Raw genomic sequence first — 25172 nt, 5'->3', positions numbered from 1 at the left:
TTTCCTTGTTATTTATTTTTTAATGTATCGAAAGGTGAACCACTGGCAGCAGGTTTTTTCGCTGTAGTCTGCGTTTTTGCTGTCGTGGTAGTTTTCTTTTTGCTTGCTGCTGTAGTCGTTTGTTTAGACTTGGTAGACGCTGTATTGGTTCGTTTTTTAGCTGGTGTTGTCTGTTTAGATTTCACATTGCTCGAAGATTCTGTACTTTTTTCACGAACATCTGCTGCAGCAGACATAGATTTATCAATCGTCGGCTGAATATAACGAATATTATCCGACAACACTTTGGCAGGAGAATAGGTCTGTTCATCTAGAGTACGATTTTCATTACTGCGCATATGATTCAGCGCATTATATGAAATAGCGATACCTGCTAAAAAAGTGACATCAGTAAGTTCAGGCGACTGATAGTTCTTTTCTCGCAGCAGATTGACCGCTTGCAATGCTTTTAAATTGTAACCATTAGCTTGATATTTTTTGGCAATATCTACAAAGATTTCATTTTTTAAGTTCTCATTTTTCTTATTTTTTTTGTCACATAACAGATTATAAAAACCAATAATCTCTGGATCTGTATCACCTACTGCCAGTGGATAATCCTTTAAACAGGATTTTTTCACAGATGCCGCTTTATCTTTTGCAAAAACGGTTTGTGTTAAACTGGCTGCTAAAATTATAGGTAATAAAACACTAAATTTATTCAAAATTGCCTCTGTATTTCTACGTGCTAAAACTTAATTTATGTGGAGAAATCACCACTTATTTTCCCGTGGGTTTTCTCTTCATTTATCAAAATTAAAAATATGCTGCAGATTTAACAAAAAATAAGCACATAGAGTCAATACAAAAATGTGCCAAATACTCCAAAGTTTGTCGACGATTTGTTTTTTTTTGTTTCATTTTATAAAAAAATCTTTTTCCTTTTTTTATTTAGTCTGTATTATATCGCCTAAAGCAAGACACTAATAATATATAAGGTGTTGATTTTAAAGTTTTTATTTTTATAGCAAGAAAAAAGAGATCACAGTCAAACTTGTAAAATTTCGTACTGTGGATTCTAAATTTGATGAGTTATTTATGAATAATTTAAAAGTTTTAATTACTAAACTTTCACCTCACGCCCGCATTTCACTCGAAAAGTCAGCCAATACATGTATTTCACAGCAAAATTATGAAATCGAAATTGAACATTTTTTACTCGAATTATTAACCTATAACAATAAAAATGACCTTCAAATACTCTTAGAAAAATACAAAGTTTCTGCAGACGGTTTGGCAGATGACCTCAAAGAAAGTATCGCTCAACTTCCAAAAGGAAATACGCGCACCCCGATTTTTGCCCAATCCATTGTGCGCTTACTTGAACAAGCTTGGTTATTAGCATCTGCTGAACAAAATCCACAAATTCGTAGTGGTCATTTACTTGTTGCACTGCTTACCGCGCCAGATTTATACCAAATCGCAGCAAGAGCTTCTTCTCTATTCGATTTATTACCTATCGATACGATTAAACATAAATTTTTAGATCTTTGCCTAAAAAGCATTGAAAATGAAGATTTAGCAACAGCATCACTTGATGAAAAATCAGCAGTACAAACGAATGCAACTACGCCAGTTAAAACACCAGCTCTAGACCAATACACCATTAATCTTACTGAAAAAGCTAAAAATGGTGGCATTGATCCTGTGATTGGTCGTGAGTTTGAAATCCGCTTAATGCTAGATATTTTGATGCGTCGTCGTCAAAACAATCCGATTTTAACGGGTGAGCCTGGTGTTGGTAAAACGGCCGTTGTTGAAGGTCTTGCATTAAAAATTGCAACCAACCAAGTTCCAGATGCTTTAAAAAATGTCAGCATTCATACTTTAGATATGGGCTTACTACAAGCGGGTGCCAGTGTTAAAGGTGAATTCGAAAATCGCTTAAAACAAGTCATTCATGAAGTTCAAGCCTCTGCACATCCAATCATTTTATTTATTGATGAAGCACACACGTTGATTGGTGCGGGTGGTCAAGCAGGTCAAAATGATGCAGCAAACCTATTAAAACCGGCGCTTGCACGTGGTGAGTTAAGAACCATTGCCGCAACGACTTGGGCTGAATATAAGCAGTATTTTGAAAAAGATGCCGCATTAAGCCGACGCTTCCAAGTAATTCAGGTTGAAGAACCGACTGAAGAAGTCGCAATCGATATGCTGCGTGCCATGATTCCCGTGATGGCAAAACATTTCAATTTACAAATTGACGATGAAGCTATCGTTACTGCAGTCCATGCTTCGCACCGTTATATCACTGGCCGTCAATTGCCTGATAAAGCGATTAGTGTCTTAGATACAGCTTCTGCGCGTGTTGCGTTAACGCAAAATGCACAACCAGTAAAATTGGATCAACTTCAAGCTCAATTACATAATTTGAAGCTTGAATTGGCGATTCTTGAAAATGAACATAAGAATATTCCGATTCACCACGAACGCATTGAAAGTGTAAAAACACAAATATCTACGCTGAAACAAGATATTCAGTCAACAGAAACGCAGTGGAAAAAAGAACTCGAAATCGTTCAACAGATTAAAACGCTTGAACAAGAGTCCGAGCAAAAACCAGAAAATATTGAAACTTTAAGCAATATTCGTAACCAACTGGCAACTTTACAAGGTCAAACGCCGCTGGTTTTTGAACGTGTAAATGCTCAAATTATTAATGAAATCATTTCAGACTGGACCGGCATCCCTGTTGGTAAAATGGTGAATGATGAAATTCAGCAAATTTTGAAGCTTGAAGCACAGTTAGAACAACGTGTGATGGGTCAAGATTATGCACTGCATCAACTGGTACAAGGCATTAAAACCTCCAAGGCAAAATTGGAAGATCCTAATAAACCTCAAGGCGTTTTCATGCTGGTTGGCCCAAGTGGTGTGGGTAAAACCGAAACAGCACTTGCGTTAGCAAACGAGTTATATGGTGGTGAGTCACATTTAATCACCATTAACATGTCTGAGTATCAAGAAGCACATACCGTGTCGTCTTTAAAAGGTTCCCCTCCGGGCTATGTCGGTTATGGCCAAGGCGGCGTACTGACAGAAGCAGTTCGCCGAAATCCATATAGTGTGGTTTTGCTCGATGAGATTGAAAAAGCACACAGCGATGTTCAAGAGCTATTCTACCAAGTATTCGATAAAGGTACTTTGGAAGATGGTGAAGGTCGTGTCATTGACTTTAAAAATACAACGATCTTATTGACTTCAAATGCAGGCTCTAGTGCCATTATGCAGGCTTGTTTAAATCAGCCAGTAGAAGAATGGCCGTCAGCAGAAGAACTTCTAGATGTATTAAAACCAGCTTTATATAAACAATTTAAGCCGGCATTTTTAGGTCGTATGCGTATCGTGCCGTATTTCCCATTGCACGATGATCTGCTCGTACGCATTATTCAGCATAAATTAGGCAAAATCACCGCGCGTATTGAAAAACAATATGGTACGCAAACACGTTATACCGACGATTTAGTCGAATTATTATTAAGTCGCTGTACTGAGGTCGATAGTGGTGCGCGTAATGTCGACAACATTTTAAATGCGACGGTCTTACCTGCTTTAGCCACTGAATTGTTGATGGCGATGAGTGAACAAAAGATTCCATCAGTCATTGAAATCGATGTCAAAGACGATGAAATTATTTATGTTTTAGATCCTAAAAGTAAACCTGCGAAAAAACGCAGCAGCAAAAAGACTAAAACCTTAGAAGCATAAGTTAGGAACGATGTAGAATATGAGTTTAGAGCTCGACGCTTTATTGCAACCGATTACGGATGATTTACCTTGCGGTAGTGATTTTTCATTTTCAAATGATTTTCATGCAATTAAAAAAGCTAAAACACAAGATGACCCGCTCTTGGATCAAGGCGACTGGATCGCAGAACCGAAACAAGCAGATTGGGGCTTTGTGCACCAAAAATCGTCAGATTTACTTCGCGAACAAACTAAAGATATTCGCTTATATGGGTGGTTGCTTGAAGCATGGACTCATATTCATGGTTTTGAAGGGATTGCCAAAGGGATTGAACTTACACAAAAAAGTTTGCAAGACTTTTGGCTACAACTTCATCCTGAAATTGAAGATGATGACCTTGATCAACGTCTAGGTTTATTACAAGGGATAATTAATCAAATCCCAACATTAATTAAATCAGTTTCAATCGTTCATGGCGCGGCAGCTTATTCCCTATCCGACTATGATCGACTACTTCATGTTCAAAACCAAAGACGTAAATCCAACCATGAAGATGATGATCAAGAAGAGTCTTTTAATGGTATGGAACAGTTTGAACATGCCTTGTTCAATACGTCAAAATCAATTCAATACCAGTATTACCAACAGTTTTTAGATATTTTAAACCATTGGGAAAACTTAAAAACGACTCTTGATGATTTGATGGGTTTAGATGCGCCAAGCTTTGCTGGCATTGACTCTCAAATCGAAATGATTCACTTGAGCTTAAAAAAAATCTATAAAGCAGATGCTTTTATCAATTCATCGAGTGCTGAACAGGTTCAATCAAATTCTCCAATTGAAAGCCAAACACTTTCCACTGTAACTTCCGTGCAGAATGATATGCAAATAATACAACAACAGCATACACAGCAATTTAAACCTCAAGTGCAAAATCATCTTGAAAACCGTGAACAAGCCATGAAAGTCTTGCAAGATATTGCGGACTATTTCCAAGTGAATGAGCCGCATAGCCCTGTCAGTTATATGCTGCAAAAAACCATTAAATGGTCACAAATGCCACTGCATGAATGGTTAACTCATGTGATTAAGGATGAAAACCCTCTTGAAGCTGTACAAGAAATGTTAGGTGTTCAGCAACAAAGTAATGAATCGAATAGCGACTGGTAAAAGCAATGTTTAAAGCAGAAAAAATTTTATGGGGTGAAGGATTATTTTTACGCCCGCAACACTTTCAATTACAAGATGCTTATCATGAACAGCGTTTAAACCATACGGTTCGCGCAACAATACCGTTCGCTTATGGTATTCAAAGTTTAATTTTTGATGAATCACAACTCAGTACCAATACTTTGGCTTTGAATAAAGTTGAAATGATTTGGCAAGATGGTGAGATTTATCAAGCACCTGCACAAGATTTATTACCTGAGCCTGTACTACTTGATTCATTAAATTTACGCGGTGAAATGCAAATTTATTTAGCATTACCGATTGTTCAACCGAATAAACGAAACGTCAATTTTGAAGAAAATACCCAATCGAGTCGCTATCATTCACATTTGACTGAAACTCATGATTTGTTTACAGATGCGACGGCTGCTGAAATCACTTTATTACGCCGCCGTGCAGAGTTTAAAATCTTTGAATTAGGCCAAGAACCACAGCACAATCTTGATGGTTTTCTTTACATGCCTATAGGCCGAATTAAGCGCCAAAGTTCAGGTAATTTTGTTTTAGATTATCAATTTATCCCACCAATATTACATATTAGTTCGTGTGATTCATTGATTACCGGGCTTAAACGAACGCTCAATATTATCAAAGCTAAAATTAAAACCATTCAATCGAATAATCGTGAAAACGAACAAAAGTTAATTGAATTCCGTTCTGGTGATATCGTTTCATTTTGGTTGGTTAATGCGCTGAATACTGCACATGCGACCTTAAATCATTTATTGCAATATCCACTGATTCATCCTGAACGTTTGTATTTTGAATTATTGCGTCTGACAGGTTCCTTACTCACCTTCTCGACAGCTTACGAAGTAGATCAGCTTCCGCAATATCAACATCATAATTTGCAAGAAAGTTTTGCTCAATTAGATGTGATTTTACGTGAGTTGCTCGATACGATTATTTCAAATCGATATATCAGTATTAACTTGAAAGAAACCCGTCAATCCTACTGGGTGGGCAGCCTTGAAAGTGACAAAATTACTCGCGATTCTCGCCTGTATTTAGCTGTTTCAAGTAGCGTAATGCCTACACATGACATTATTTCTTATGTACCGCTGCGCTTTAAAGTCGGCAACACTGTCGATGTTGAACAGCGTGTCATGGCGGCATTACCTGCTGTTCCATTGCAACATATGATGCAAGTGCCAACAGCAATTCCGGTACGTTCAGGTGTGAGTTATTTTGAAGTTGAGCCAAATAATGATTTGTATCAACGTATGCTTGATTCTGAATCCATCTGCGTTTACATACCAGCTGGCTTCCAAGATATCTCGATTGAACTTATTGCTGTGATGAATAGTTAAGGAGCAATCATGAATATTTCAAATAATGCCCCTTCACTTTTTGACGACGGTCAAATAGGATTAGGCTCTTCAAAACCAAGTGCTGAACCGACAATCAACAGTTCAACCAATTTAGTTGATCTACTGCATGATGGGTTTTACATTGTTTTCTTACTCAAAAATCAATATGTTCCATCCAGCCCTGAAAGTTTCAGGACAAAAATTATGGATCTATTAAACCGATTTGAAAGCCAAGCCCGTAAGCTTCAATTCAGCAATGAAGATATCACGGACGCAAAATATGCCTATTGTGCTTTATTAGATGAAACCATTGTCACCCAACAAGATGCACGCTTTTTTGATTTACAAAACAATTGGATGATGAATCCACTGCAATTAAGTCTTTTTGGTTCACAGCTAGCAGGTTATCGTTTTTTTGAAAATTTAGAGCAAATTCGTTCTAAAAATAAAGATCGATTAGCTGCACTTGAAGTTTATCATTACTGCATGCTCCTTGGTTTTCATGGTAAATACCGCCTTGAATCGATTGAAATGCTCAATTCACTCGTTGCACGTGTCGGCGATGAAATTGATTATATGAAAGGTAAAAAGGCGTTTTCGCCTTTCGCGGCATTACCGGATCAAATTAAAAACATTATTCACCGTGAATTACCATTTTTTTGGATCATTATCTTTTGGGCTTTGTTTGCTGTATTAGCATTTGGTGGACTGAGATATATGTTATCTAGCCAAAATAATCAGGCGTTATCACAATATCAAAACGTCATAACTGCCCCATCGGAACAGGCTTATATCACCATTCATTTACCATAAGACTTAGACACCATGGCAAACGAAAAATCGAATAACGTTAGAATTTTACAGTCGACTCAAAAAAATAATTTACCGCCTTTAGCTCATGCTGCTATCGGCTTTCTTGTTGGTGCAGCGGTGATTATTGTTGTTGGCCTGGGATATTTTTATCTAAATTCTGACGATCAGCCTACAAATGCAGAAATGACTACTTCTGCCCCAACTGAAGATAAAGCTGAAACTGAGGCATCCGCTGTACCTCGTCAAAACGAAAATGAGCAAGCTTCAGCTGAAAAAGCGCAGCAAACCGTTCATGCAACTGAAGAAAAAGATCCGGATAATGACTTATATTCGAATGATTTAGCTACTGCTTTCAATCATGGTAACACGGCTAAGGCAACTCAGCCTGTTCAAGCTGTGGCGAATAACCGTTCACCTTTTGAAATTACCCAACCGCAGCGTCCTGTTGTAGCTGCTACAACAACCGTTAAATCACATATTCCAAATACTATAGCGAAACCAAAAGCTTCGCCAACAACGGCCAAGGTGACCAAGCCTACAGAGCCATCTACGAAAGTAGTGAAAGAAGATGAGCACTTCGAAGAACCGATGGGCGGAACGCAAATTTCTGAAACCAAACGTCCAAAAGTGGTTGCTGCAACAAGCACTGCCAATGCGACTGTGAGCGCTACAGTTTCTCCATGATCATTTTTTTGGTTAGTTGTTTCTTTGTCTTAGCACTGGTGACAGTGCTTTGCTTTTCTTATGAGCTAAGAATTAAAGTTCAAGATTTTTTCTTTCAAATTATTCCACAAAGTAAAAAAAGAATTCAACACGCCAAAAATTTTGCTTATGAACTGAACTATGCTGCAGCACCACAACAGATTCAATCACACTGGCATTTACAACAATGGTGGATTTTATTTGCAGGCTTTTTACTGTTTGCCAGTATTTTATTATTTGCTTTTACTCGCCCGATTACTGCAAGTAAAGTAGAAGCAGATTATTTACGCAAAGTCGATCCTCAAATTTACTCGATGCTCGATGGGCAAGTTTTAGATGCCCCTCCTGAAGTCGAAGAATATCTTGTTCAAGAAGCAATTGCAGAAGAAGCTGCAATGATTGAGCAGCCATCTGTTATGGCCTCAAGCTTTAATCCAGAAGTTCAAGATATCCATACGCATTCATACTCTACGGATGTGCCTTCAGCAGATCGTAAATGGCATAAAATGAACCCTCGTTATAAGCAGCGTTTATTGATGGTGTTCAAAATCATGCGTGAACAACATGGCTATGAAATGATTTTGCTTGAAGGTTATCGTAGTCCAGAACGTCAAAATAATTTAGCCACCAATAAAAATACCACTCGTGCCCGTGGCTTCCAAAGTTATCATCAGTTTGGTTTAGCAGCCGATGTCGCCTTTAAACGCAATGGAAAAGTGGTCATTACTGAACGAGACCCTTGGGCTATGCGTGGTTATCAACTTTACGGTCAAGCCGCTGAGTCTGTCGGTTTAACATGGGGCGGACGCTGGAAATCCATTCAAGATTATGGCCATACAGAATATCGTATGCCAGGCCTGAAAAAAACTGCAGAGATGGCGGCACTACTCACCTCTGAAGGTCAGCTTCAAGCCAATAATATTTCAATTGAGTAATATTTCGATGTTGTGCCTTCAAAATATAATTGAAGGCACATTGTATTATTCTAGATAATTTTGTATTTGCTCTATTACTTCAGTTGTTTTTTCTGCATGTAACCAATGGCCTGCGCCTTCTATCTCTACAATTTTCGCATTTGGAAATTGTTGTTCTATCGTATTGGTATGTTCCACTTTTGAAATATAAGGTGACTCTCCACCTTTGATGAACAATACAGGCTGTTGCCAAGTATTTTCAATATTTTCCCAACCAATAATCTGGTCATATTGTTTATACAACGCATCTACATTAAACAACCATTGTCCTTTGCTAAAAGACTTGAGCAGAAACTGTATCACCATATCGAAATGAATATACTCACGCATAATTTCAACCGCTTGTTGTCTAGATTGAATTTGTGCATTTTGTACAGCGATCAAAGCTTTAAATATTTCATCATGATGACGTTCTTGATATGCAAAGGGCGCGATATCCAGTACAACAAGTTGCACTACCCGCTCTGAGATTAAAGCCAATTGCATTGCGACCTTTCCTCCCATGGAATGGCCAATCACTGAAAACTTATCGATGCCAATTACATCTAATGTCTCAAGTACATCGTTTGCCATTTCACGATAATTCATTTCTGTACTTTGAGGTGATTTACCATGATTTCGTAAATCGAGCTGAATCACTGAATGTGAATTTTGAAAAGCTCTGGCAAGCATCCCTAAGTTGCTCAGGCTGCCAAATAAACCGTGAATAAAGACTAGTGGATGCGTTTCGCCTTCTAATTTTTGATGATATTCGTAATTTAGGATCATTTCTGAATACTATGTTAAATTGACATTATGATGCCTAGTTGATGGAATGAAATCAAATGACCGTTAAAATTTATTAATCACACTTAGGCTATTTTATGTAACAACTATTTAATTTGCTTAGGCTATTTAATAAAATGAAATAGCGAGCTACATTCAACCTAAAGGATTTTTGTCTTTAATTTGCAGATTTAAAGTGATTAAAAGGAATTTTTAAATAGCGAATACCATTCCCTTCTGGTTTTGGAAATTTACCTGCATCCATATTGATTTGTATTGCAGGTAAAATCAGTTTTGGCATAGCCAAATTTGCATCACGCTGAGTTCGCATTGTGACAAAATCTTCTTTTTTCGTACCAACGTGAATATGAATATTCTGCTCCTTTTGTGCATGTACACTGCTTTCACAGCAGTATTCTGACCGATTTTCTGGTAAATAGTCATGGCATAAAAACAAGCGCATTTCAGGTGCTAACTGATAAATCTTTTGTACTGAATCGAATAATACTGCTGCACTGCCCTTGGGAAAATCACAGCGTGCTGTGCCATAATCAGGCATAAATAAGGTATCACCGACAAACACAGCATCATCACCAACCACATAGCTCAGACAAGCAGGTGTGTGTCCAGGCGTTGGAATGTTATACGCATTTAACTCGCCGATTTTAAATGCTTCATGATCTGCAAATAAATAATCAAAAGACTGATGTGAATTAAAATATTTCACATCAAAATTATAAATGGCACTGAATGTTTCCTGCACAATCTTGATGTTATGGCTCATCGCAATTTTGCCACCAAGAACCTGTTTTAAATATTGTGATGCCGTTAAGTGATCTGCGTGCACATGCGTTTCTAAAATCCATTCTACGCTTAGGCTATTTTCTTGAATATAGCGAACAATCAAATCTGCATGCTTCGTTTGAGTAGTTGCAGAAGCAGCATCATAATCCAATACACTGTCTATAATCGCACATCGTTTTGTTTGTAGATCAGATACCACATAACTGAATGTATTGGTATTTTCATCAAAAAAAGGTTGTACCTGTGCACGCTTTGACATTAATTTGCTCCCGCAAATTTTCGATGTAGATAGACGCCTGCAAACATCGCCACAACAAAATAAATTGCTTGATAGTAGCCAAGTCCAATCAAAGTAAAGGCTGGCGCTGGACAGATTCCTGCAATTCCCCAACCTATTCCAAAGATAACACTCCCCATGATGAGTTTTGCATCAATTTGATTATTACTCGGTAATTCAATCGCCGTCCCATCAAAGGTTGTCGGTTTTGATTGACGAACGGCCATTTGAAATGGAATAAATGCAACTGCAATGGCTCCCATCATCACAAAAGCTAAACTCGCATCCCACTGCCCTGTTATATCAAGGAAACTTAAGACCTTTTCTGGATTAGACATGCCAGAAATCATTAAACCTAATGAGAAAATTCCACCAAAAATAAAAGCCAATATATTTTTCATCATTAAGCTCCGATTACATGTCTCATTACATAAACTGTGATAATCCCTGCCAACATAAAACTAGCAGTTGCAACGAATGAACGCTTAGAAAGACGACTAATACCGCAAATGCCATGTCCGCTTGTACAACCTGAACCTAATCGCGTTCCGAATCCAACCAATACCCCGGCAATGATCATCATCCATGGGCTTGCATCCAGTTCAATTGTCACAGAGGTCATTTTCCCGTAGATAAAAGGCACAATAAAAAGTCCCGCTAAAAACCATATCGCAGGTGTTTTTAAAATCGTTTGAGGATTCAACATTTGCGCAATTAAACCACTGATACCGGCGATTCGACCATGTACGTATAGGTAGCCAACTGCGGCTAGGCCCAATAAGGTCCCGCCGAGAAAAGCGGTTAGAAATGGATGCATATTCATCAGCCACAAAAACAATATATGTTTTTATAATATGTTATTTAAAAAAAGATGCAAGCTCTCCAACCGAAATATTCGTTCTGACTTGCCTTTTCCTGATTGAAAAATTCAACGTTTCAAGAGTGTTTGATTAATTTATTTAGAAATAATTTATAAACTTGAAAAATCACGAAATATATCCTCGGATATTTTTCAATAAAGGCTGTTTATTATGAAGTTAATTGAAATAATAGATAGTTTATAGATCAATACTGATATCGCTGAGTGCATCGCTCACCCACGTTAAAGCATCTGAACCCAATTCTATAATATTCGAACCAATTTCAGCTAAGTCGGTCAAATCTAGAGAAGATAAAGGATCAAATGATGAATTGTTTTTTTGCTGTTCTTGTTCAGCTTGCTGCTCAATGACTTGATCTAGATCCGTTTGATCTAATGGAGATGAGTTTGAATGTTGTTGTAATTCATTGTCTATATTTTGCATAGAGTTATCCTGTTGTTTTTTATATCACTTACGATTGATATTACTTCGGTTCAAACTCTTTGAGCACCTTATCTACAAACCACCACGGTAAACGCTGAATACCCGAATTCATCTTTAAAATTTCAGCTTGTTCAATTTCCGCAATGAAAGACGCATGCTGTCCATCGGCAGAGTTATCAAATAAATAACTTCGATCCGTTGCTTCTACCGCCTGCATTAACAAATCCATACTTCGATAATAACGTTCACGAATTTTTTGTTCTGGCACGCCATGTCCACCCGTTTTCACTCGGTACTGAACACGTGAAATATTGATAACAGGATCAATAGTGGAAACATAATACAGATAGGTTCGAAAGCCTTTTCTTTTTGCTTCGCGTAGAAATTCCACCTTTGAAATATGGGACATCACCGTTTCAAACGTAAAACTAATTTTTAACTCTAAAAACTGCAAACGGATGTAATCAATAATTCTTGCACAAAGATATGAATCAATCTGATCTGGATGAAATTCAATTTTCCAGGGATCTAATATCTGAGGTTTACGTGCTAATAGCGGAATAAAGTCTCCATCAGCGGGACGTTTTTTCGTATCGAGAAAGTTAATTAATGCTTCTGATTTTAAAGCGGGATGATAATCCAACAAATTGAGCCGGTGTGAATGTTTCAGTTGAGCTTCAAGTTCATCCGCGTTTAAATATGCCCCAATATGATGGGGCAATAAATATTCTTTAACTGTGCTTTTACCTGAACCATTTGGACCCGCGAACATTCTAATGCGAGGCTGTGGAGGCATGTATTAAACAATTTCCTCTATTTTCTTTTTACGTTTTAAAATTTTAGGTAGATCATCCACTTGTACAAAGTCGGCTGAAACATCTTTTATTTGTACTTCTTGACCATTTTGCAGACGTTGAACCAGTTGTAGACCTTTTACATAAACCACAGTGGATGACGCACTTGCTTGTTCAAAAGCATGGCGAAATGCATGTATAGCAAGGCCCGGGATCATATCATCCTCATATTGGCTTGCTTTCATTACTGAAGTATAAGCTGTCATGTAAACAACTCCTCAAACATCAAAAATAACATCAAAAATAATGTGTTCAATCATCTTATCATACTCGCAATATTTGTCTATTTATCCATCAACCATACTGAGAGAAACTCGATAAAAATTCAAAGTGATTAAATCATTTGATTATCGTACTCGAATAGAATGTCGTATATGAGTAAATGTGTGCGGATGCTACATCATGAATCATGTAAAGGTTATCCACGTTAGATTTATCACCGAATAGAATCCAAAAAGTTTTAGAAGAAAAAGTTTACGTCTCAATTTATTTTGTAGGACTCGAACAAAACGCACTTTCGTTTAGTCCAGACGACTGCATACTTTGTTGCTGTTGTTGTAAATAATGCTGTGAAGCCACTTGCATTAGATTGGCCATTTCAAGAGCTGAATTTTGTTGAGAGATTTCTAAAATCTGTCGATATGCATTCAATCTTAAACAAAAAGCTTGAGTTTGCTGCTGACCAGTTGCTGTAGAGGCTGGGTCATCCAAAATGGCTTTGGTTGAATTAATTTGCTCAGTATATGCTTTTATCTGAGCATTATATTCAGCTTGAGTCAGTTGTGGAGTAACCGCTTCATTCACATTTGCATATGCTACAGAAGCAGTAAACACAGAGAAAATAAGGACATAAAGTTTATACATCAACGGAGAATGCATAAATTAAGCCTCATCACCTTCTTTCCAGACATCTTCATAATCATCAGCATCGATCATAAAACGATAGCCTACATCCAAAGCTAAATACGGTAGCACTTCAGGCACAACATCTTGCAGTTTACGCACAGTCATTGTTTCAAAGTTATCTGCGCCTTCAAGCTCACCACCATAAATATACCAACTGACATTTTCATCACCTTCTGCAGGCTTACGAATACCAACAATTGGATCTTTATTTAAGGTATGAACAGCCACAGCAATTACATCATCGCCCTGCACTTCTACATATGCAGAACCCACTTCTTCACATAAAAGTTTTTGTTCTGCAATCAGTTCTGCCAAAGGTGATGAATTTTGCGTATGTTTTGCCATGTTTGTTCTCAGGCCATATAGGTTTCGGGCATTCTACCGTGAATTACACTTATATAGATAAATTTTTTCCGTGCGAAAGCATTCGTGCCTTGTTTTATCAATTCATTTATAACAAAAGACTCAATGCTGTAGATTCCATGTAAAGGTATAAACAGGAATAAAGGAAACTTAATTTAAGACATATACCGCTCAAACACAGAAATAGACGAAAAAAAATAGAATCAACATTCAAACAGCAAGCTTCTTTACCACCACAGATTTAACTTTTGCCAATGCCTGTGCAAATTTGGACAAATACCCGATTTTCCAAACTTACATGATTTATGAAAGAAATCGTCAATGCCTTGCACGTTTCATAGATTCAAAACACTGACTAGAAAATACACAGGATGGTTAATACGCTTATATATAGGTCTATAAAGTATGACTTAGCTAGGCAATAAATGTTCATCATATCTAAAGCTGCCTACTTATAAGGAAATGCTCCCACAGAATATTTAATTCGCTAAGGCAAACAAAATATCTAGCTTGAGCCCTATCATCTATGAAAAAAATTTCATTGGCCTAGAAATATGCTTTATAAACCATAGAAAAAGTAACTATCTTTTAATTTTTATATACTTAGCACACAAACCTGATTTATTCTTTCAAATAACTCGATTGAAAACTGAGAACAATTTAGATTCCTTTACGCGTGAAATAAGTTAAACCTTAGAATTTTTAATACGCTGAATAAATACTATCTTTACGACTATGCATGCGTAGGCAGTTCAACTGACGATCTATAAGACAAATGTACAGGCCATCTCACCTTTCAGATCATTTGTATTGGTTATTGCTACACGAATGCACCACGATAAAGCAAGTTTACACAAAAGATATCAACAGTTTTAGCCAATTGGGTTTAAAATGATGCCCTACAATATAATGATAAAAAATGTAATCTTTTAACATTGCCAATTCTCTGCAAAGTTCGCATTATATAGCCCATTCTCGGCACATGCTTTTCACGTCAATTCAAAGAAATTATAAAAAAAATGTGGAATTTTATGCCATAATGAGCAAACTTTGCAGGTATCTTGCAAAGTAAATTTGCAACTTTTTATTGGAGCAGGCTGAATGAGCTCGACCATTTTGGTCATTCATGGACCGAATCTCAACTTACTGGGAAAACGTGAACCCGAAGTTTATGGCTATCTAACACTCGAAGATATTAACCAAAAACTGATTTCACAGGCTCAAAACGCTTCCATTTCTCTCGACACTTTCCAAAGTAATTGGGAAGGCGCTGTCGTCGACCGAATTCATCAAGCGCAACAAGAAGGCGTTCAATTTATCATTATTAACCCAGCAGCCCTAACACATACTTCGGTTGCTGTGCGTGATGCCCTCCTTGGTGTAGCCATTCCGTTTATCGAAGTACATCTATCAAATGTCCACGCTCGCGAAGCATTTAGACATCACTCCTATCTATCTGATAAAGCCGTTGGCGTTATTTGTGGTTTAGGTGCAAAAGGCTATGCCGCAGCACTAGACTTCGCCATCGAAAAAATTCAACCAACTTCTCAATCTTAATTAGGAATACTGTTCATGGATATCCGTAAAATCAAGAAACTCATCGATTTGATGATTGAATCTGACTTACAGGCGATTGAAGTTAAAGAAGGCGATCAATCGATTGCTCTAACTCGTCGCAATCCAGTAGTTGCTGCCGCTGCGCCTGCTATGGCTGCTCCTGCCGCTGCGCCTGCTGCACCTCGTTCACCACGTGGTGCTGTTGAGCCGTCTCCTATGGTTGGTGTGTTCTATGCTGCGCCAAATCCAGGTGAAGCACCATTTGTGAAAGTTGGTCAAACTGTATCTGCTGGTGAAACACTCGGTATCATCGAAGCAATGAAAATCATGAACCCAATTGAAGCAACTCAAAGCGGTGTAATTGAAGAAATTTTGGTTAAAAATGGCGAAGTGATCCAATTCGGTCAACCATTATTCCGCTATCGCGCTTAAGACCACGGGGAATCACAATGTTGCAAAAAGTTTTAATTGCAAACCGTGGTGAGATTGCGCTCCGCATCACCCGCGCTTGCAAAACTTTAGGAATTAAAACCGTAGGGATTTATTCCGATGCCGACAAAGACCTAATGCACTTACGCTTCTGTGACGAAGCTGTGTGCATTGGACCAGGTGCCAGCAGCGAAAGTTATCTCAATATACCTGCCATTATTACAGCGGCTGAAATCACCGGTGCAGATGCCATCCATCCAGGTTATGGTTTCTTATCTGAAAACGCTGAGTTTGCTGAAATTGTAGAAAACTCAGGTTTTATCTTTATCGGTCCGCGTCCTGAACACATTCGCTTAATGGGGAACAAAGTTTCTGCCATTATTGCCATGAAAAAAGCTGGTGTACCAACTGTTCCGGGTTGTGACCACGCTGTAACGATTCACAATGCATTGGCAGAAGCCAAAGAAATTGGCTTTCCATTGATCGTAAAAGCTGCCTCAGGTGGTGGTGGTCGTGGTATGCGTATCGTTGAACGTGTAGACACGCTACTCGAATCTGTACAAGCTGCTCAACGTGATGCGGAAATGTGGTTTGGTGACGACACCGTTTATATGGAACGTTTCCTTCAAAAGCCACGCCATGTCGAAGTGCAAGTTCTTGCAGATGGTAATGGCCATGCAATTCACCTTTATGATCGTGACTGTTCATTGCAACGTCGCCATCAAAAAGTGCTTGAAGAAGCGCCTGCTCCGGGTTTACCTGAAGAAGCACGTGCGCATATTCTTGAAGCATGTGTAAATGCTTGTAAATTGATGCAATACCGTGGTGCGGGTACATTTGAGTTCTTATTTGAAGAAGGTGAATTCTTCTTTATTGAAATGAATACTCGTGTACAAGTAGAACATCCTGTTACTGAGCAAGTAACTGGTGTGGATATTATCGAGCAACAATTACGCATTGCTGCTGGCTTAGGTTTGGATCTTCAACAAGAAGATATTCAACTTAAAGGTCATGCGATTGAATGTCGTATTAATGCAGAAGATCCATCTACATTTATGCCTTCACCGGGAAAAATCGATCATTTTTATGCACCGGGTGGCGCAGGTATCCGACTAGATTCTCATATCTATCAAGGATATAGCATCCCACCATACTATGATTCAATGATTGCAAAACTCATTGCGCATGGTAAAGACCGTGACACCTCTATTGCGCGTATGAAACAAGCTCTCGAAGAGATTATCTTAACTGGCGTGAAAACCAATATTCCGCTACATAAAGATTTGATTCTTCAAGATAAAAATTTCTGCGAACAAGCAATGGATATTCACTATCTTGAAAAGCATCTATTAAAGAAAGTCGAAGGACATGAAGAGAAATAAAACTTCAGTGTCAAAAAAACCACTCAAATGAGTGGTTTTTTTATTTTCATAAGAAAGATCTATAGTCATACTTAAGGTAAAACTCGACGCAATGTCGCAAAACACTGTTGACCCTGATCATTGGCACAGAAATTAATAACAGATGGACTTTTCCACTTTACAAAGTACTGTGAAATTTCGCCGGTTTGATCTTGAATATTGCCCGAACAATCCATCTGATTATTGTCATATTTCACTTGTAAAATCAGTGCTGGAATTTGCACATTCGGATCTTGCGCAGGTTGATAGTCATATACCCCAGATGACCACTCTTCACCGCTTTTGATCACAACATCATTATTGCTCTTAAAATTATAATATTCAACGCACTTTTTATTGGTCGGAATTTCCATACCCCATAAGCCGACCAATTCAGAACGTGTTGTCACCCTAAAGCTATTCACCGCTTCAACTTGATTTTTAGCCTCTGAATTTTGAGTTGTATTCTTATTATCTGCCGCCATCACCAACGATGAACTCAACATGAGTAAAACTGTAAGATATGCTATTTTCATACATTTAATCAGTCATATAAATCATGCTCTTAAAGTAACACATTTTTTTACAAATCCGCGGTTTATCACATTTTCATAACAATCATTTTTCCTATTTATCCAAAAAATCAATCTCGGTTAACGAAACTACAAATCAGCTAAATGCCAAACAAATCACACTATTTACAATAAAATAATATAAAATCTTTTTTATCGTTTAATATACGAAAAAAACGAATTCTCCCATATTTAACCTAGGCTTACATAAGCTAATGAAACTGCATTCGAATAGTCTTGCTACGCTTAATGCAAGCCACAGCATGGCTTTTGTAATAGTCGCTGCAGTTATTCTTTGCTGCTGCTTAATCGGTATTTTCACCCGCCCATTAAGCTATTTAGCGATTTTTTGGCCTGCCAATGCAGTGCTATTAGCATTATTCTTAAGGTTCCCTAAACTGAGTAATCTGGGAGGATGGTTAGGTGCATTTACCGGTTATATGCTCGCAGATTTAGTGACGGGCAATTATTTCCAACTCACTTTATTTCTCACTTTTTCAAATTTAACCAACAGCATGGTATCGTTATTTTTTATGCGATATTTTCAGGTGAACTATCAAAACTATAATAAAGGTTTCACCTTTCTGACCATGATTGTCATCATCGCCTGTGGTGGATGCCTTGCAGGTGCTCTTTTTGCTATTTTCACTGTGCCTTATATCCCCAACACGTTTATGTCGACCGATCGATTGTCGATTGATTTTGGTATGTGGTGGATTACTGAAATATTAAATGCGCTGATTATATTACCGCTTATTCTGTCTTTTCCTAAACTGGCCGATCTTAAACTTTATTTCAAAGATCGACGTCATCAAAGCTTTCAGATCAATAAAATATTTCCGGCAATTGCAGTTGTCTTCTGTGTATTTTTAACAGCCGTTTCTACAGGTCCAGGGGCAATTCTCTACCCTTTAGCGGCTCTAATTTGGGCAGCATTAACCTATCGATTATTTACCTTATCCCTAATTAATGCCGTGGTAATTTTAGCGACCTATTACAATTTAAATGCGTTCTACTTACACGATTCTTCATTAGCCTATTTATCGACAGCAATTTCAGTCCGTATCGGCCTAGCCATGCTGATTCTCTCGCCGTTGATTCTTTGTATTATTAGCCGAAATCGGCACGAACTATATAAAGAGGTTTTATACCTTGCAAATCATGATAGTTTAACGCATGCGATGAATCGTCGATATTTTTTCGAGCAAGGTGAGCTTTACCTACAAAACCAAATTCAGCTTAACTTTTCCATTATCATGATGGATATTGATCATTTTAAACAATTGAATGATCAATATGGGCATTATGTCGGTGACCAAGTTTTACAAGAATTTTCGAGCGTTGTGCGTAAGAATTTACGTGAAACAGATTTATTTGCACGTATTGGTGGCGAAGAGTTTAGTGTATTACTCACGAACGTTGCAGCACCTGAAGCTCAAGGTATTGCTGAACGCATCCGAAAAGTCGTTGAAACCACACCTATTTTCATTGATGAACAAAATACGATTTATATTACGGTGAGTATTGGTCTGATTCATCAGTCTTTGCCCAATGCTCCAAGTTTGCAAAGTATGATTAATCAAGCCGATCAGGCCTTATATCAAGCCAAAGAGCTCGGCCGTAATCAGGTGATTTTAGTCCATTGAGACTTATCAATATACTGAATTGCTTCAAGCTGGCTTTTGAATCGTTTTAGGCAAGCCCACGACCAAAAACATGGCAGGTAGAACCGCCAGTCCTGCGATCATAAAAATAACGGGTCCCGAAAGCATGTCCCAATATCGACCTGCTAAAATACTGCCACTCGCAACACCTAAGCCCCACATGGTACTGTATAGCGCTTGACCTCGCCCTTGTTGACTTGCGGTAAAATTTTGAAAAATGATTCGCATAGCGATTAAGTGGAATAATCCAAAACTGAATGCATGAATCGTTTGCGCAGCAAATTGAGTGATAAACACCGCCGGATATAAGCCTACAATCAACCATCGCATCCCTGTTAGCCCCAGACAAATAAGCACTAAATTTCGCCAAGAATAACGATTAAAAAAGCCATTGGCATAGGCAAACATAATGATTTCTGCAATGACTCCGACAGACCATAAAAAACCGATTTGGCTCGTCGAAAAATCTGCCTGCTTAAGGTAATTACTATAAAAACTATAAAACGGCGCATGTGAAAAGAGCAGAAAGAATTCAATGATAAAAAAACTCGCTACAACAGGCCGCTTTAAAATAGGCCAAAGTGGTTCAAGCTTTTTCTGTGATGATGGTGCAGTAGCGGGCTCTTTAATCGTAAATGACCAAATAAATGCGAGAAATGCAATGCATAACAACATGATAGGCAGCATTGAAACAGGTATTATTTCTAGCAAGGCACCTATTCCAAATACCCCAACAATGAAGCCAACTGATCCCCATTTTCTGACTTTTCCATAAAGTTCTGCACGCCGCTCAGCGAGCCAAAATAAAGTTACTCCTTCAAATTGAGCCAATATGGCATTTTGAAAGAAACTAAAAACCAGCAGGAGTAATGCAACAGACTGAAAACTATTGGGAATTATAAAAATCAGAAACCAAATACAGGCTTCCATCCATGTTGCAATTCGGACTAAAAGCATGCGCTTGCCGGATTTATCTGCAATCCAACCCCAAATAAATGGCGCAAAAAAACGTGTCACAATTGCAATCGAAGATAAAACACCTATTTCTTGATAATTAAACCCTTGATCCTCTAAATACAAACTCCAATACGGCATGAATGTACCCACTATTGAATAATAGAAAAAGTAGAATCCACCGAGTTTGGAATGGATTGGAATGTTAAACATCAAGCTGTATTCCTTAGCATTTACAGTAGGTTATAAACTTTTCAGAGTTGTATGCTTTTGCAACTAAAAGGCTTGGTTAGGATATGGCGAGTATACAAATCAGTATACAAATTTATTTTAATTAAATTATTTCAAAATTTGTACAATTTTATCAAAATATCAAATTTCCTCATTATTCTATTTATTAAACAATATGTTATTTTTACTTATAAAACTCTCATATGTTAATAAAAACCGCCCATTTGGGCGGTTTTTTATCTATTGGCTCTTAGTTCGAACTAAATTTAAAAAATGCAGATGACGCTCATATTGATCAATGACATCTTGCAAGATATCTTCTTGCGTCCATTCGATGATGTCATAATTTTGACCACCTTCCCTCAAAAATACTTCAGCTTGATAATCTTGCGTAATTTCTCCTGAATCAATCATAAAGCTTGGTGTATTTTTTTCTTGGACAACTACTTGGTAGATAAAGTTAATCTCATCTTGATGGTTTACACGAAGCTGCAAGCCATCATCTATCGTGTTTACCGTCACATCTAAATGACGACGCTTAAACTCTTTCTGTAGATTTGAAAATGCCTGGCTTACCGTTGTATCAATATATTGTTCAACTTCTTCACGTGTATGCGGATAATGCATAATCAATCCTAAACGTTGCTGCCAACTTCTTGGATTATGAATTGCTCTAGGTGTAATACGCGCATCCTGTAATGCTTGCATCTTGGTTGCATCTAAATGTAGAGCCTTGACTAAGCCCCAGCAAATTAAAAGCATTACGAAGGTGAATGGTAGTGCACTTAACATTGTTGCAGATTGCAAAGCTCCTAAACCTCCTGCAAACAACAAAACAATCGCAAGTACAGCCATTAACGTTGTCCAAAACAATCGTTGCCATGTTGGGGAGTTCTCAGATTTAGCTGTTAAATAATCTGTAACAAGTGCACCAGAGTCCGCTGAAGTCACAAAAAATAGCATAACCAATATGGTCGCAACAAAACTCATAATGCCTGAGAATGGCAAAGTTCCTAAATACTCAAATAGCGCAACGGATGAGTCTCGTTGTACTGCAGAAATCAGTGAGGTATTCGCTTCGTTTAAGATGCTATAGAGTGCAGCGTTGCCCATCACTCCCATCCAGATCAGCGTGAAGCCTGTTGGTATAAGTAAAACACCTACAATAAACTCACGAATAGTACGTCCTTCAGACACACGCGCAATAAACATACCTACGAATGGCGACCATGAAATCCACCATGCCCAGTACATAATTGTCCAACCACCAATCCAACCATCAGATTGATAGGCATATAAATTAAAGGTCATGTTAAATAAGTTTGAAAAATACTGGCCAGCATTTTGTATAGTCGCTTGTAATATGAATATCGTAGAACTAGCAAAAAATACAAATAATAAGAGGGTTAATGCTAAGCCTAAATTGATCTCTGATAATCGTTTAATACCCTTGTCTAAGCCCATAAATACGGACAAAGAGGCCATAGCTGTAACAATGACAATTAAAATAAGCTGCGTCGTCGTTGAATATTCAATCCCGAATAGATAATTCAGGCCGGAGTTAATTTGTGTTACACCAAAACCTAAAGTCGTTGCGACACCAAATACAGTACCGATCGTTGCAAAGGTATCTACACCATCACCAATTGGACCATAGATTTTTTTTCCTATGAGAGGATATAACGCAGAGCGAATTTTTAGAGGTAGATTGTGTCTATAAGCAAAGTAAGCTAACGCCAAGCCAACAATTGTGTAGATTGCCCAAGCATGAAGTCCCCAATGGAAGAATGTTACGCGCATAGCTTGCTGCGCTGATTGAATTGTTTCCGGTTCACCAGTTGGAGGTGAAACATAGTGCATCACTGGTTCCGCGACACCGAAGAACATTAAGCCAATGCCCATACCAGCTGTAAATAGCATAGCGAACCAAGAGCTATTACTAAACTTTGGCTGGCTATGGTCTAAACCAAGTTTAATTTTACCCATATTTGAACAGGCAATATAAATAAGCACTATTAGAAAAATGGCTACAGATAGCACATAGAACCAACTGAATGAGTTTGTAACCCATTGATTCAGTTGTTTAGTTATTAAATCAAAAGCATTGGGAGCTAAAAATACAATGGCAATAAAAATGCCAATAATAACAACTGTGCTAATAAACACATTGGGATTCACATTGGAATACCATGACGGTTTCAATGAAGACATACCTTCCCTATTCCGTTTTATTTGTAAGACAGATCTGAATTGATCAAAGAGATATCCGCTATTTGCGGAAGAAACAGGCTTGTATTGAAAAGTGCTGGCATTTTCATTTTCGTTTGAAAATTTAAAGCTGACTCGTTCAAAGCCGTTGTTTAGAGTTTGAGCATTTTATCATATTTTTAGATATATAATCCAATATTAAGTAGTAAAGCAAATTAAGAAAACGATCCATAATCATAGTTTTCAATTTTTTTCTTATTTGACGCCCCGTTTATTCTCTACGAAATTGATTTGGTAATGTAGAAAATACTCATTGTTTTGCTGAGATTAAGCATTTATCCTTTTCTATAGTTTATATGATTACGTATAAATTTTGTTGATCTTATAAAACGAGTATTAAACACACTTAATAAATTTTAAAGCTGAAACAATAATTAAAGATCAAATACTTAATACATAAAAAAAACAAAATGAGCTGAAAAGCAATTTATAGTAATTAATACACTTTCAAATTAAAGCAGGCTTATAACATGAATTCAAAAACGCGTAAGATTCTTTTAGCTGGTGGTGCAGTACTTATTGCAGGTTCATTGCTCTCAACGGCAAATGCAAATACTACGGAAGTTCAAGCGGTACCAAAAGTAGATTTAAATAAATATCTTGGTACATGGCATGAAATTGCACGTAAGCCACTTTATTTCCAAAATAAATGTGATTACAACGTCACTGCTAAATATTCATTAAATGAAAATGGTAACGTCAAAGTTGATAACAGTTGTTATAGCGCAGATGGTAAACTCAACCAATCAATAGGTGAAGCATATGTTCAGAACGCGCCAGCAAACTCGAAACTTAAAGTGAGCTTTTTACCAAAAGCAATTCGTTGGTTGCCAGTAGGCCGTGGTGATTATTGGGTTTTAAAAATTGATGATGACTATCAAACTGCATTAGTTGGGTCACCAAATAAAAAATATCTTTGGGTGCTCAGCAGAACTGCTAACCCCAACCAAGCCACAGTTGACGAATACCTAGATTATGCAAAATCTATCGGTTTTGATTTATCAGATCTCATTAAGACTCAGCATAAATAAGTTATTTAATAAGTTCCATTCTTGGGGACTTATTTCTAAATAATACAATGTAATTTATCTGGTCAAGAACGTAAGAATATAAGACCCTTTGTATCCCTTCTATTTCAATCCCTGATATCAGCGTCTATTTACGATAGGCTGAATGCTCACTCACATTGAAATAGGATTGAATAGCCACTAATTTTGTAGACACCTTTTAGTTAGATAAAATGGCTAATTAACGAGGTGCTTATGAGCAGTAAACGATACCCTGAAGAATTCAAAATTGAAGCAGTAAAACAAGTCACTGAGAAAGGTTATAGTGTGGCCGAGGTTGCTACACGTTTAGGAACCACCACCCATAGTCTGTATGCCTGGATTAAACGTTATGATCCACAGCAGCCCAAGATAATAGAATCTAATGATCCAAGCGCAGAATTAGCAAAGTTAAAAAAAGAACTGCAACGGGTTACTGAAGAAAGGGACATATTAAAAAAGGCCGCGGTGTACTTCGCAAGCCAGTCCAAATGAGGTACGCCTTTATTCAGGACAATCAGCACATATGGCCTGTTCGTCGTTTATGTTCAACGTTAGATGTTCATCACAGTGGTTATTACGCATGGTTAAAGCAACCCACCAGTAAAACTGCAAGGAAACGGCAACAGCTTTCAGGCCTGATTAAACAATTCTGGCTGGAATCTGGCGGAGTCTATGGCTATCGCAAAATTCACTGTGATTTGAAAGATGTTGGCGAAAGTTGTGGGATCAATCGAGTACATCGGCTGATGAAAGCAGATGGTCTTAAATCACAGCGTGGTTATCGTAAGCCTAGAGCTTACGCTGGTACTCCGGCTGTCATTGCCGCAAACAGCTTAAATCGACAGTTTAATCCAACTGAGCCGAACCAATTATGGGTGACGGACATTACCTATAGCCAAATCCTAAAAACTATAGAACAATAGAGATATGGGATATTCAAAAGATTTTAAAGACAAAGTCATAGAAATTATGATTCGAGATGAAATGTCTGTGCGAAAAGCAGCACAGCATTTTAA

General features: G+C 37.7%; 24 protein-coding genes and 1 pseudogene. 12 read left to right on the top strand and 13 right to left on the bottom strand.

Annotated features, from left to right (window positions below; all coding sequences use genetic code 11):
- Positions 1–8: 8 nt before the first annotated feature.
- Positions 9–704 (bottom strand): hypothetical protein, encoded by a 696-nt coding sequence (locus tag FTU38_RS12345; RefSeq protein WP_180111345.1) that lies wholly within the window; start codon positions 702–704, stop codon positions 9–11.
- Between the two features lie 373 nt (positions 705–1077).
- Between FTU38_RS12345 and tssH the strand changes: the two genes are divergently transcribed.
- Genes tssH through FTU38_RS12315 form a run of 6 tightly spaced genes read left to right on the top strand, consistent with a single transcriptional unit; the run spans position 1078 to position 8720 of the window.
- Entirely contained in the window at positions 1078–3750 is a 2673-nt protein-coding gene (gene tssH / locus FTU38_RS12340; RefSeq protein WP_180111343.1) for a type VI secretion system ATPase TssH, read from the top strand.
- A 19-nt stretch (positions 3751–3769) separates the two neighbouring features.
- Positions 3770–4900 carry a type VI secretion system protein TssA gene (tssA, locus tag FTU38_RS12335; protein WP_180027198.1) on the top strand — a complete coding sequence of 377 codons (1131 nt, stop codon included), beginning with the start codon at positions 3770–3772 and terminating at the stop codon, positions 4898–4900.
- 5 nt (positions 4901–4905) lie between these two features.
- A complete protein-coding gene (gene tssK / locus FTU38_RS12330) occupies positions 4906–6270 on the top strand; it encodes a type VI secretion system baseplate subunit TssK (RefSeq protein ID WP_180111341.1) in 1365 nt (454 codons plus the stop codon).
- Positions 6271–6279: 9 nt separating this feature from the next.
- Positions 6280–7083, top strand: coding sequence for a type IVB secretion system protein IcmH/DotU (gene icmH, locus FTU38_RS12325; RefSeq protein WP_168379485.1), 804 nt, complete (start codon positions 6280–6282; stop codon positions 7081–7083).
- A gap of 12 nt (positions 7084–7095) precedes the next feature.
- Positions 7096–7767: a hypothetical protein gene (locus tag FTU38_RS12320; RefSeq protein ID WP_168379486.1), complete on the top strand. Its 672-nt coding sequence runs from the start codon at positions 7096–7098 to the stop codon at positions 7765–7767.
- Complete coding sequence (locus tag FTU38_RS12315) at positions 7764–8720, top strand: M15 family metallopeptidase (protein WP_180005377.1); 957 nt, start codon at positions 7764–7766, stop codon at positions 8718–8720. Before FTU38_RS12320 ends, FTU38_RS12315 begins: the two co-directional genes overlap by 4 nt.
- Positions 8721–8765: 45 nt before the next feature.
- Here the strand turns inward: FTU38_RS12315 and FTU38_RS12310 are convergent, their stop codons facing one another.
- The 9 genes from FTU38_RS12310 to FTU38_RS12270 all read right to left on the bottom strand — a co-directional run bounded on the left by FTU38_RS12310 (position 8766) and on the right by FTU38_RS12270 (position 14014).
- Entirely contained in the window at positions 8766–9527 is a 762-nt protein-coding gene (locus tag FTU38_RS12310) for an alpha/beta fold hydrolase (RefSeq protein WP_168379488.1), read from the bottom strand.
- A gap of 175 nt (positions 9528–9702) precedes the next feature.
- Positions 9703–10587, bottom strand: a complete 885-nt coding sequence (locus FTU38_RS12305; protein ID WP_180008110.1) for an MBL fold metallo-hydrolase — start codon at positions 10585–10587, stop codon at positions 9703–9705.
- Positions 10587–11006 carry a DUF6691 family protein gene (locus FTU38_RS12300; protein ID WP_180008166.1) on the bottom strand — a complete coding sequence of 140 codons (420 nt, stop codon included), beginning with the start codon at positions 11004–11006 and terminating at the stop codon, positions 10587–10589. Before FTU38_RS12300 ends, FTU38_RS12305 begins: the two co-directional genes overlap by 1 nt.
- Before the next feature lie 2 nt (positions 11007–11008).
- Entirely contained in the window at positions 11009–11422 is a 414-nt protein-coding gene (locus FTU38_RS12295; protein WP_180005525.1) for a YeeE/YedE family protein, read from the bottom strand.
- A 241-nt stretch (positions 11423–11663) separates the two neighbouring features.
- The gene (locus FTU38_RS12290) at positions 11664–11909 is read right to left on the bottom strand and encodes a hypothetical protein (RefSeq protein WP_180008109.1); all 246 of its coding nucleotides are present in this window, start codon (positions 11907–11909) and stop codon (positions 11664–11666) included.
- 40 nt (positions 11910–11949) lie between these two features.
- Positions 11950–12705, bottom strand: coding sequence for a zeta toxin (locus FTU38_RS12285; protein WP_257225714.1), 756 nt, complete (start codon positions 12703–12705; stop codon positions 11950–11952).
- A gap of 3 nt (positions 12706–12708) precedes the next feature.
- Positions 12709–12969, bottom strand: a complete 261-nt coding sequence (locus FTU38_RS12280; RefSeq protein ID WP_180064169.1) for a hypothetical protein — start codon at positions 12967–12969, stop codon at positions 12709–12711.
- Between the two features lie 280 nt (positions 12970–13249).
- On the bottom strand, positions 13250–13642 hold the full coding sequence (locus FTU38_RS12275; protein WP_180005522.1) for a hypothetical protein: 393 nt from the start codon (positions 13640–13642) through the stop codon (positions 13250–13252).
- A 3-nt stretch (positions 13643–13645) separates the two neighbouring features.
- Positions 13646–14014, bottom strand: a complete 369-nt coding sequence (locus tag FTU38_RS12270; protein ID WP_078190788.1) for a hypothetical protein — start codon at positions 14012–14014, stop codon at positions 13646–13648.
- A gap of 1119 nt (positions 14015–15133) precedes the next feature.
- Between FTU38_RS12270 and aroQ the strand changes: the two genes are divergently transcribed.
- The 3 genes from aroQ to accC are packed head-to-tail and all read left to right on the top strand — an operon-like array spanning position 15134 to position 17400.
- The gene (gene aroQ, locus FTU38_RS12265; RefSeq protein ID WP_078190789.1) at positions 15134–15589 is read left to right on the top strand and encodes a type II 3-dehydroquinate dehydratase; all 456 of its coding nucleotides are present in this window, start codon (positions 15134–15136) and stop codon (positions 15587–15589) included.
- Between the two features lie 15 nt (positions 15590–15604).
- Positions 15605–16021 carry an acetyl-CoA carboxylase biotin carboxyl carrier protein gene (accB, locus tag FTU38_RS12260; protein ID WP_078190790.1) on the top strand — a complete coding sequence of 139 codons (417 nt, stop codon included), beginning with the start codon at positions 15605–15607 and terminating at the stop codon, positions 16019–16021.
- A gap of 17 nt (positions 16022–16038) precedes the next feature.
- Positions 16039–17400, top strand: coding sequence for an acetyl-CoA carboxylase biotin carboxylase subunit (gene accC / locus FTU38_RS12255; RefSeq protein WP_180111339.1), 1362 nt, complete (start codon positions 16039–16041; stop codon positions 17398–17400).
- 71 nt (positions 17401–17471) lie between these two features.
- On the opposite strand, the gene FTU38_RS12250 is transcribed toward accC, so the two are convergent.
- On the bottom strand, positions 17472–17954 hold the full coding sequence (locus tag FTU38_RS12250) for a hypothetical protein (protein ID WP_180064171.1): 483 nt from the start codon (positions 17952–17954) through the stop codon (positions 17472–17474).
- 299 nt (positions 17955–18253) lie between these two features.
- On the opposite strand from FTU38_RS12250, the gene FTU38_RS12245 reads away from it, so the two are divergent.
- A complete protein-coding gene (locus tag FTU38_RS12245; protein WP_257225713.1) occupies positions 18254–19636 on the top strand; it encodes a sensor domain-containing diguanylate cyclase in 1383 nt (460 codons plus the stop codon).
- Between the two features lie 24 nt (positions 19637–19660).
- On the opposite strand, the gene FTU38_RS12240 is transcribed toward FTU38_RS12245, so the two are convergent.
- On the bottom strand, positions 19661–20821 hold the full coding sequence (locus FTU38_RS12240; RefSeq protein ID WP_180111335.1) for an MFS transporter: 1161 nt from the start codon (positions 20819–20821) through the stop codon (positions 19661–19663).
- Between the two features lie 258 nt (positions 20822–21079).
- On the bottom strand, positions 21080–23050 hold the full coding sequence (locus FTU38_RS12235; RefSeq protein ID WP_180111333.1) for a choline BCCT transporter BetT: 1971 nt from the start codon (positions 23048–23050) through the stop codon (positions 21080–21082).
- 527 nt (positions 23051–23577) lie between these two features.
- Between FTU38_RS12235 and FTU38_RS12230 the strand changes: the two genes are divergently transcribed.
- Together FTU38_RS12230 and FTU38_RS16865 are read left to right on the top strand one after the other, a co-directional pair.
- Positions 23578–24138 carry a lipocalin family protein gene (locus FTU38_RS12230; protein ID WP_180111330.1) on the top strand — a complete coding sequence of 187 codons (561 nt, stop codon included), beginning with the start codon at positions 23578–23580 and terminating at the stop codon, positions 24136–24138.
- A gap of 231 nt (positions 24139–24369) precedes the next feature.
- A pseudogene (locus FTU38_RS16865) lies at positions 24370–25049 on the top strand (IS3 family transposase); the annotation flags it as partial.
- Positions 25050–25172 lie beyond the last annotated feature (123 nt).

This window comes from Acinetobacter sp. YH12098, from assembly GCF_013419235.1.
Lineage (GTDB): Bacteria > Pseudomonadota > Gammaproteobacteria > Pseudomonadales > Moraxellaceae > Acinetobacter > Acinetobacter amyesii.
This window is presented reverse-complemented; position numbering and strand designations above follow the sequence as displayed.

Bases quoted from the DNA above. Each gene is read 5' to 3' on its own strand.
- FTU38_RS12290 (WP_180008109.1), bottom strand. From the start codon at position 11,909: ATGCAAAATATAGACAATGAATTACAACAACATTCAAACTCATCTCCA.
- FTU38_RS12315 (WP_180005377.1), top strand. From the start codon at position 7,764: ATGATCATTTTTTTGGTTAGTTGTTTCTTTGTCTTAGCACTGGTGACA.
- FTU38_RS12320 (WP_168379486.1), top strand. From the start codon at position 7,096: ATGGCAAACGAAAAATCGAATAACGTTAGAATTTTACAGTCGACTCAA.
- FTU38_RS12230 (WP_180111330.1), top strand. From the start codon at position 23,578: ATGAATTCAAAAACGCGTAAGATTCTTTTAGCTGGTGGTGCAGTACTT.
- FTU38_RS12280 (WP_180064169.1), bottom strand. From the start codon at position 12,969: ATGACAGCTTATACTTCAGTAATGAAAGCAAGCCAATATGAGGATGAT.
- FTU38_RS12245 (WP_257225713.1), top strand. From the start codon at position 18,254: ATGGCTTTTGTAATAGTCGCTGCAGTTATTCTTTGCTGCTGCTTAATC.
- aroQ (WP_078190789.1), top strand. From the start codon at position 15,134: ATGAGCTCGACCATTTTGGTCATTCATGGACCGAATCTCAACTTACTG.
- icmH (WP_168379485.1), top strand. From the start codon at position 6,280: ATGAATATTTCAAATAATGCCCCTTCACTTTTTGACGACGGTCAAATA.
- FTU38_RS12240 (WP_180111335.1), bottom strand. From the start codon at position 20,821: ATGTTTAACATTCCAATCCATTCCAAACTCGGTGGATTCTACTTTTTC.
- FTU38_RS12250 (WP_180064171.1), bottom strand. From the start codon at position 17,954: ATGAAAATAGCATATCTTACAGTTTTACTCATGTTGAGTTCATCGTTG.
- FTU38_RS12270 (WP_078190788.1), bottom strand. From the start codon at position 14,014: ATGGCAAAACATACGCAAAATTCATCACCTTTGGCAGAACTGATTGCA.
- tssH (WP_180111343.1), top strand. From the start codon at position 1,078: ATGAATAATTTAAAAGTTTTAATTACTAAACTTTCACCTCACGCCCGC.
- FTU38_RS12300 (WP_180008166.1), bottom strand. From the start codon at position 11,006: ATGAAAAATATATTGGCTTTTATTTTTGGTGGAATTTTCTCATTAGGT.
- accB (WP_078190790.1), top strand. From the start codon at position 15,605: ATGGATATCCGTAAAATCAAGAAACTCATCGATTTGATGATTGAATCT.
- FTU38_RS12295 (WP_180005525.1), bottom strand. From the start codon at position 11,422: ATGCATCCATTTCTAACCGCTTTTCTCGGCGGGACCTTATTGGGCCTA.
- accC (WP_180111339.1), top strand. From the start codon at position 16,039: ATGTTGCAAAAAGTTTTAATTGCAAACCGTGGTGAGATTGCGCTCCGC.
- FTU38_RS12275 (WP_180005522.1), bottom strand. From the start codon at position 13,642: ATGCATTCTCCGTTGATGTATAAACTTTATGTCCTTATTTTCTCTGTG.
- FTU38_RS12310 (WP_168379488.1), bottom strand. From the start codon at position 9,527: ATGATCCTAAATTACGAATATCATCAAAAATTAGAAGGCGAAACGCAT.
- FTU38_RS12305 (WP_180008110.1), bottom strand. From the start codon at position 10,587: ATGTCAAAGCGTGCACAGGTACAACCTTTTTTTGATGAAAATACCAAT.
- tssA (WP_180027198.1), top strand. From the start codon at position 3,770: ATGAGTTTAGAGCTCGACGCTTTATTGCAACCGATTACGGATGATTTA.
- FTU38_RS12235 (WP_180111333.1), bottom strand. From the start codon at position 23,050: ATGTCTTCATTGAAACCGTCATGGTATTCCAATGTGAATCCCAATGTG.
- FTU38_RS12285 (WP_257225714.1), bottom strand. From the start codon at position 12,705: ATGCCTCCACAGCCTCGCATTAGAATGTTCGCGGGTCCAAATGGTTCA.
- tssK (WP_180111341.1), top strand. From the start codon at position 4,906: ATGTTTAAAGCAGAAAAAATTTTATGGGGTGAAGGATTATTTTTACGC.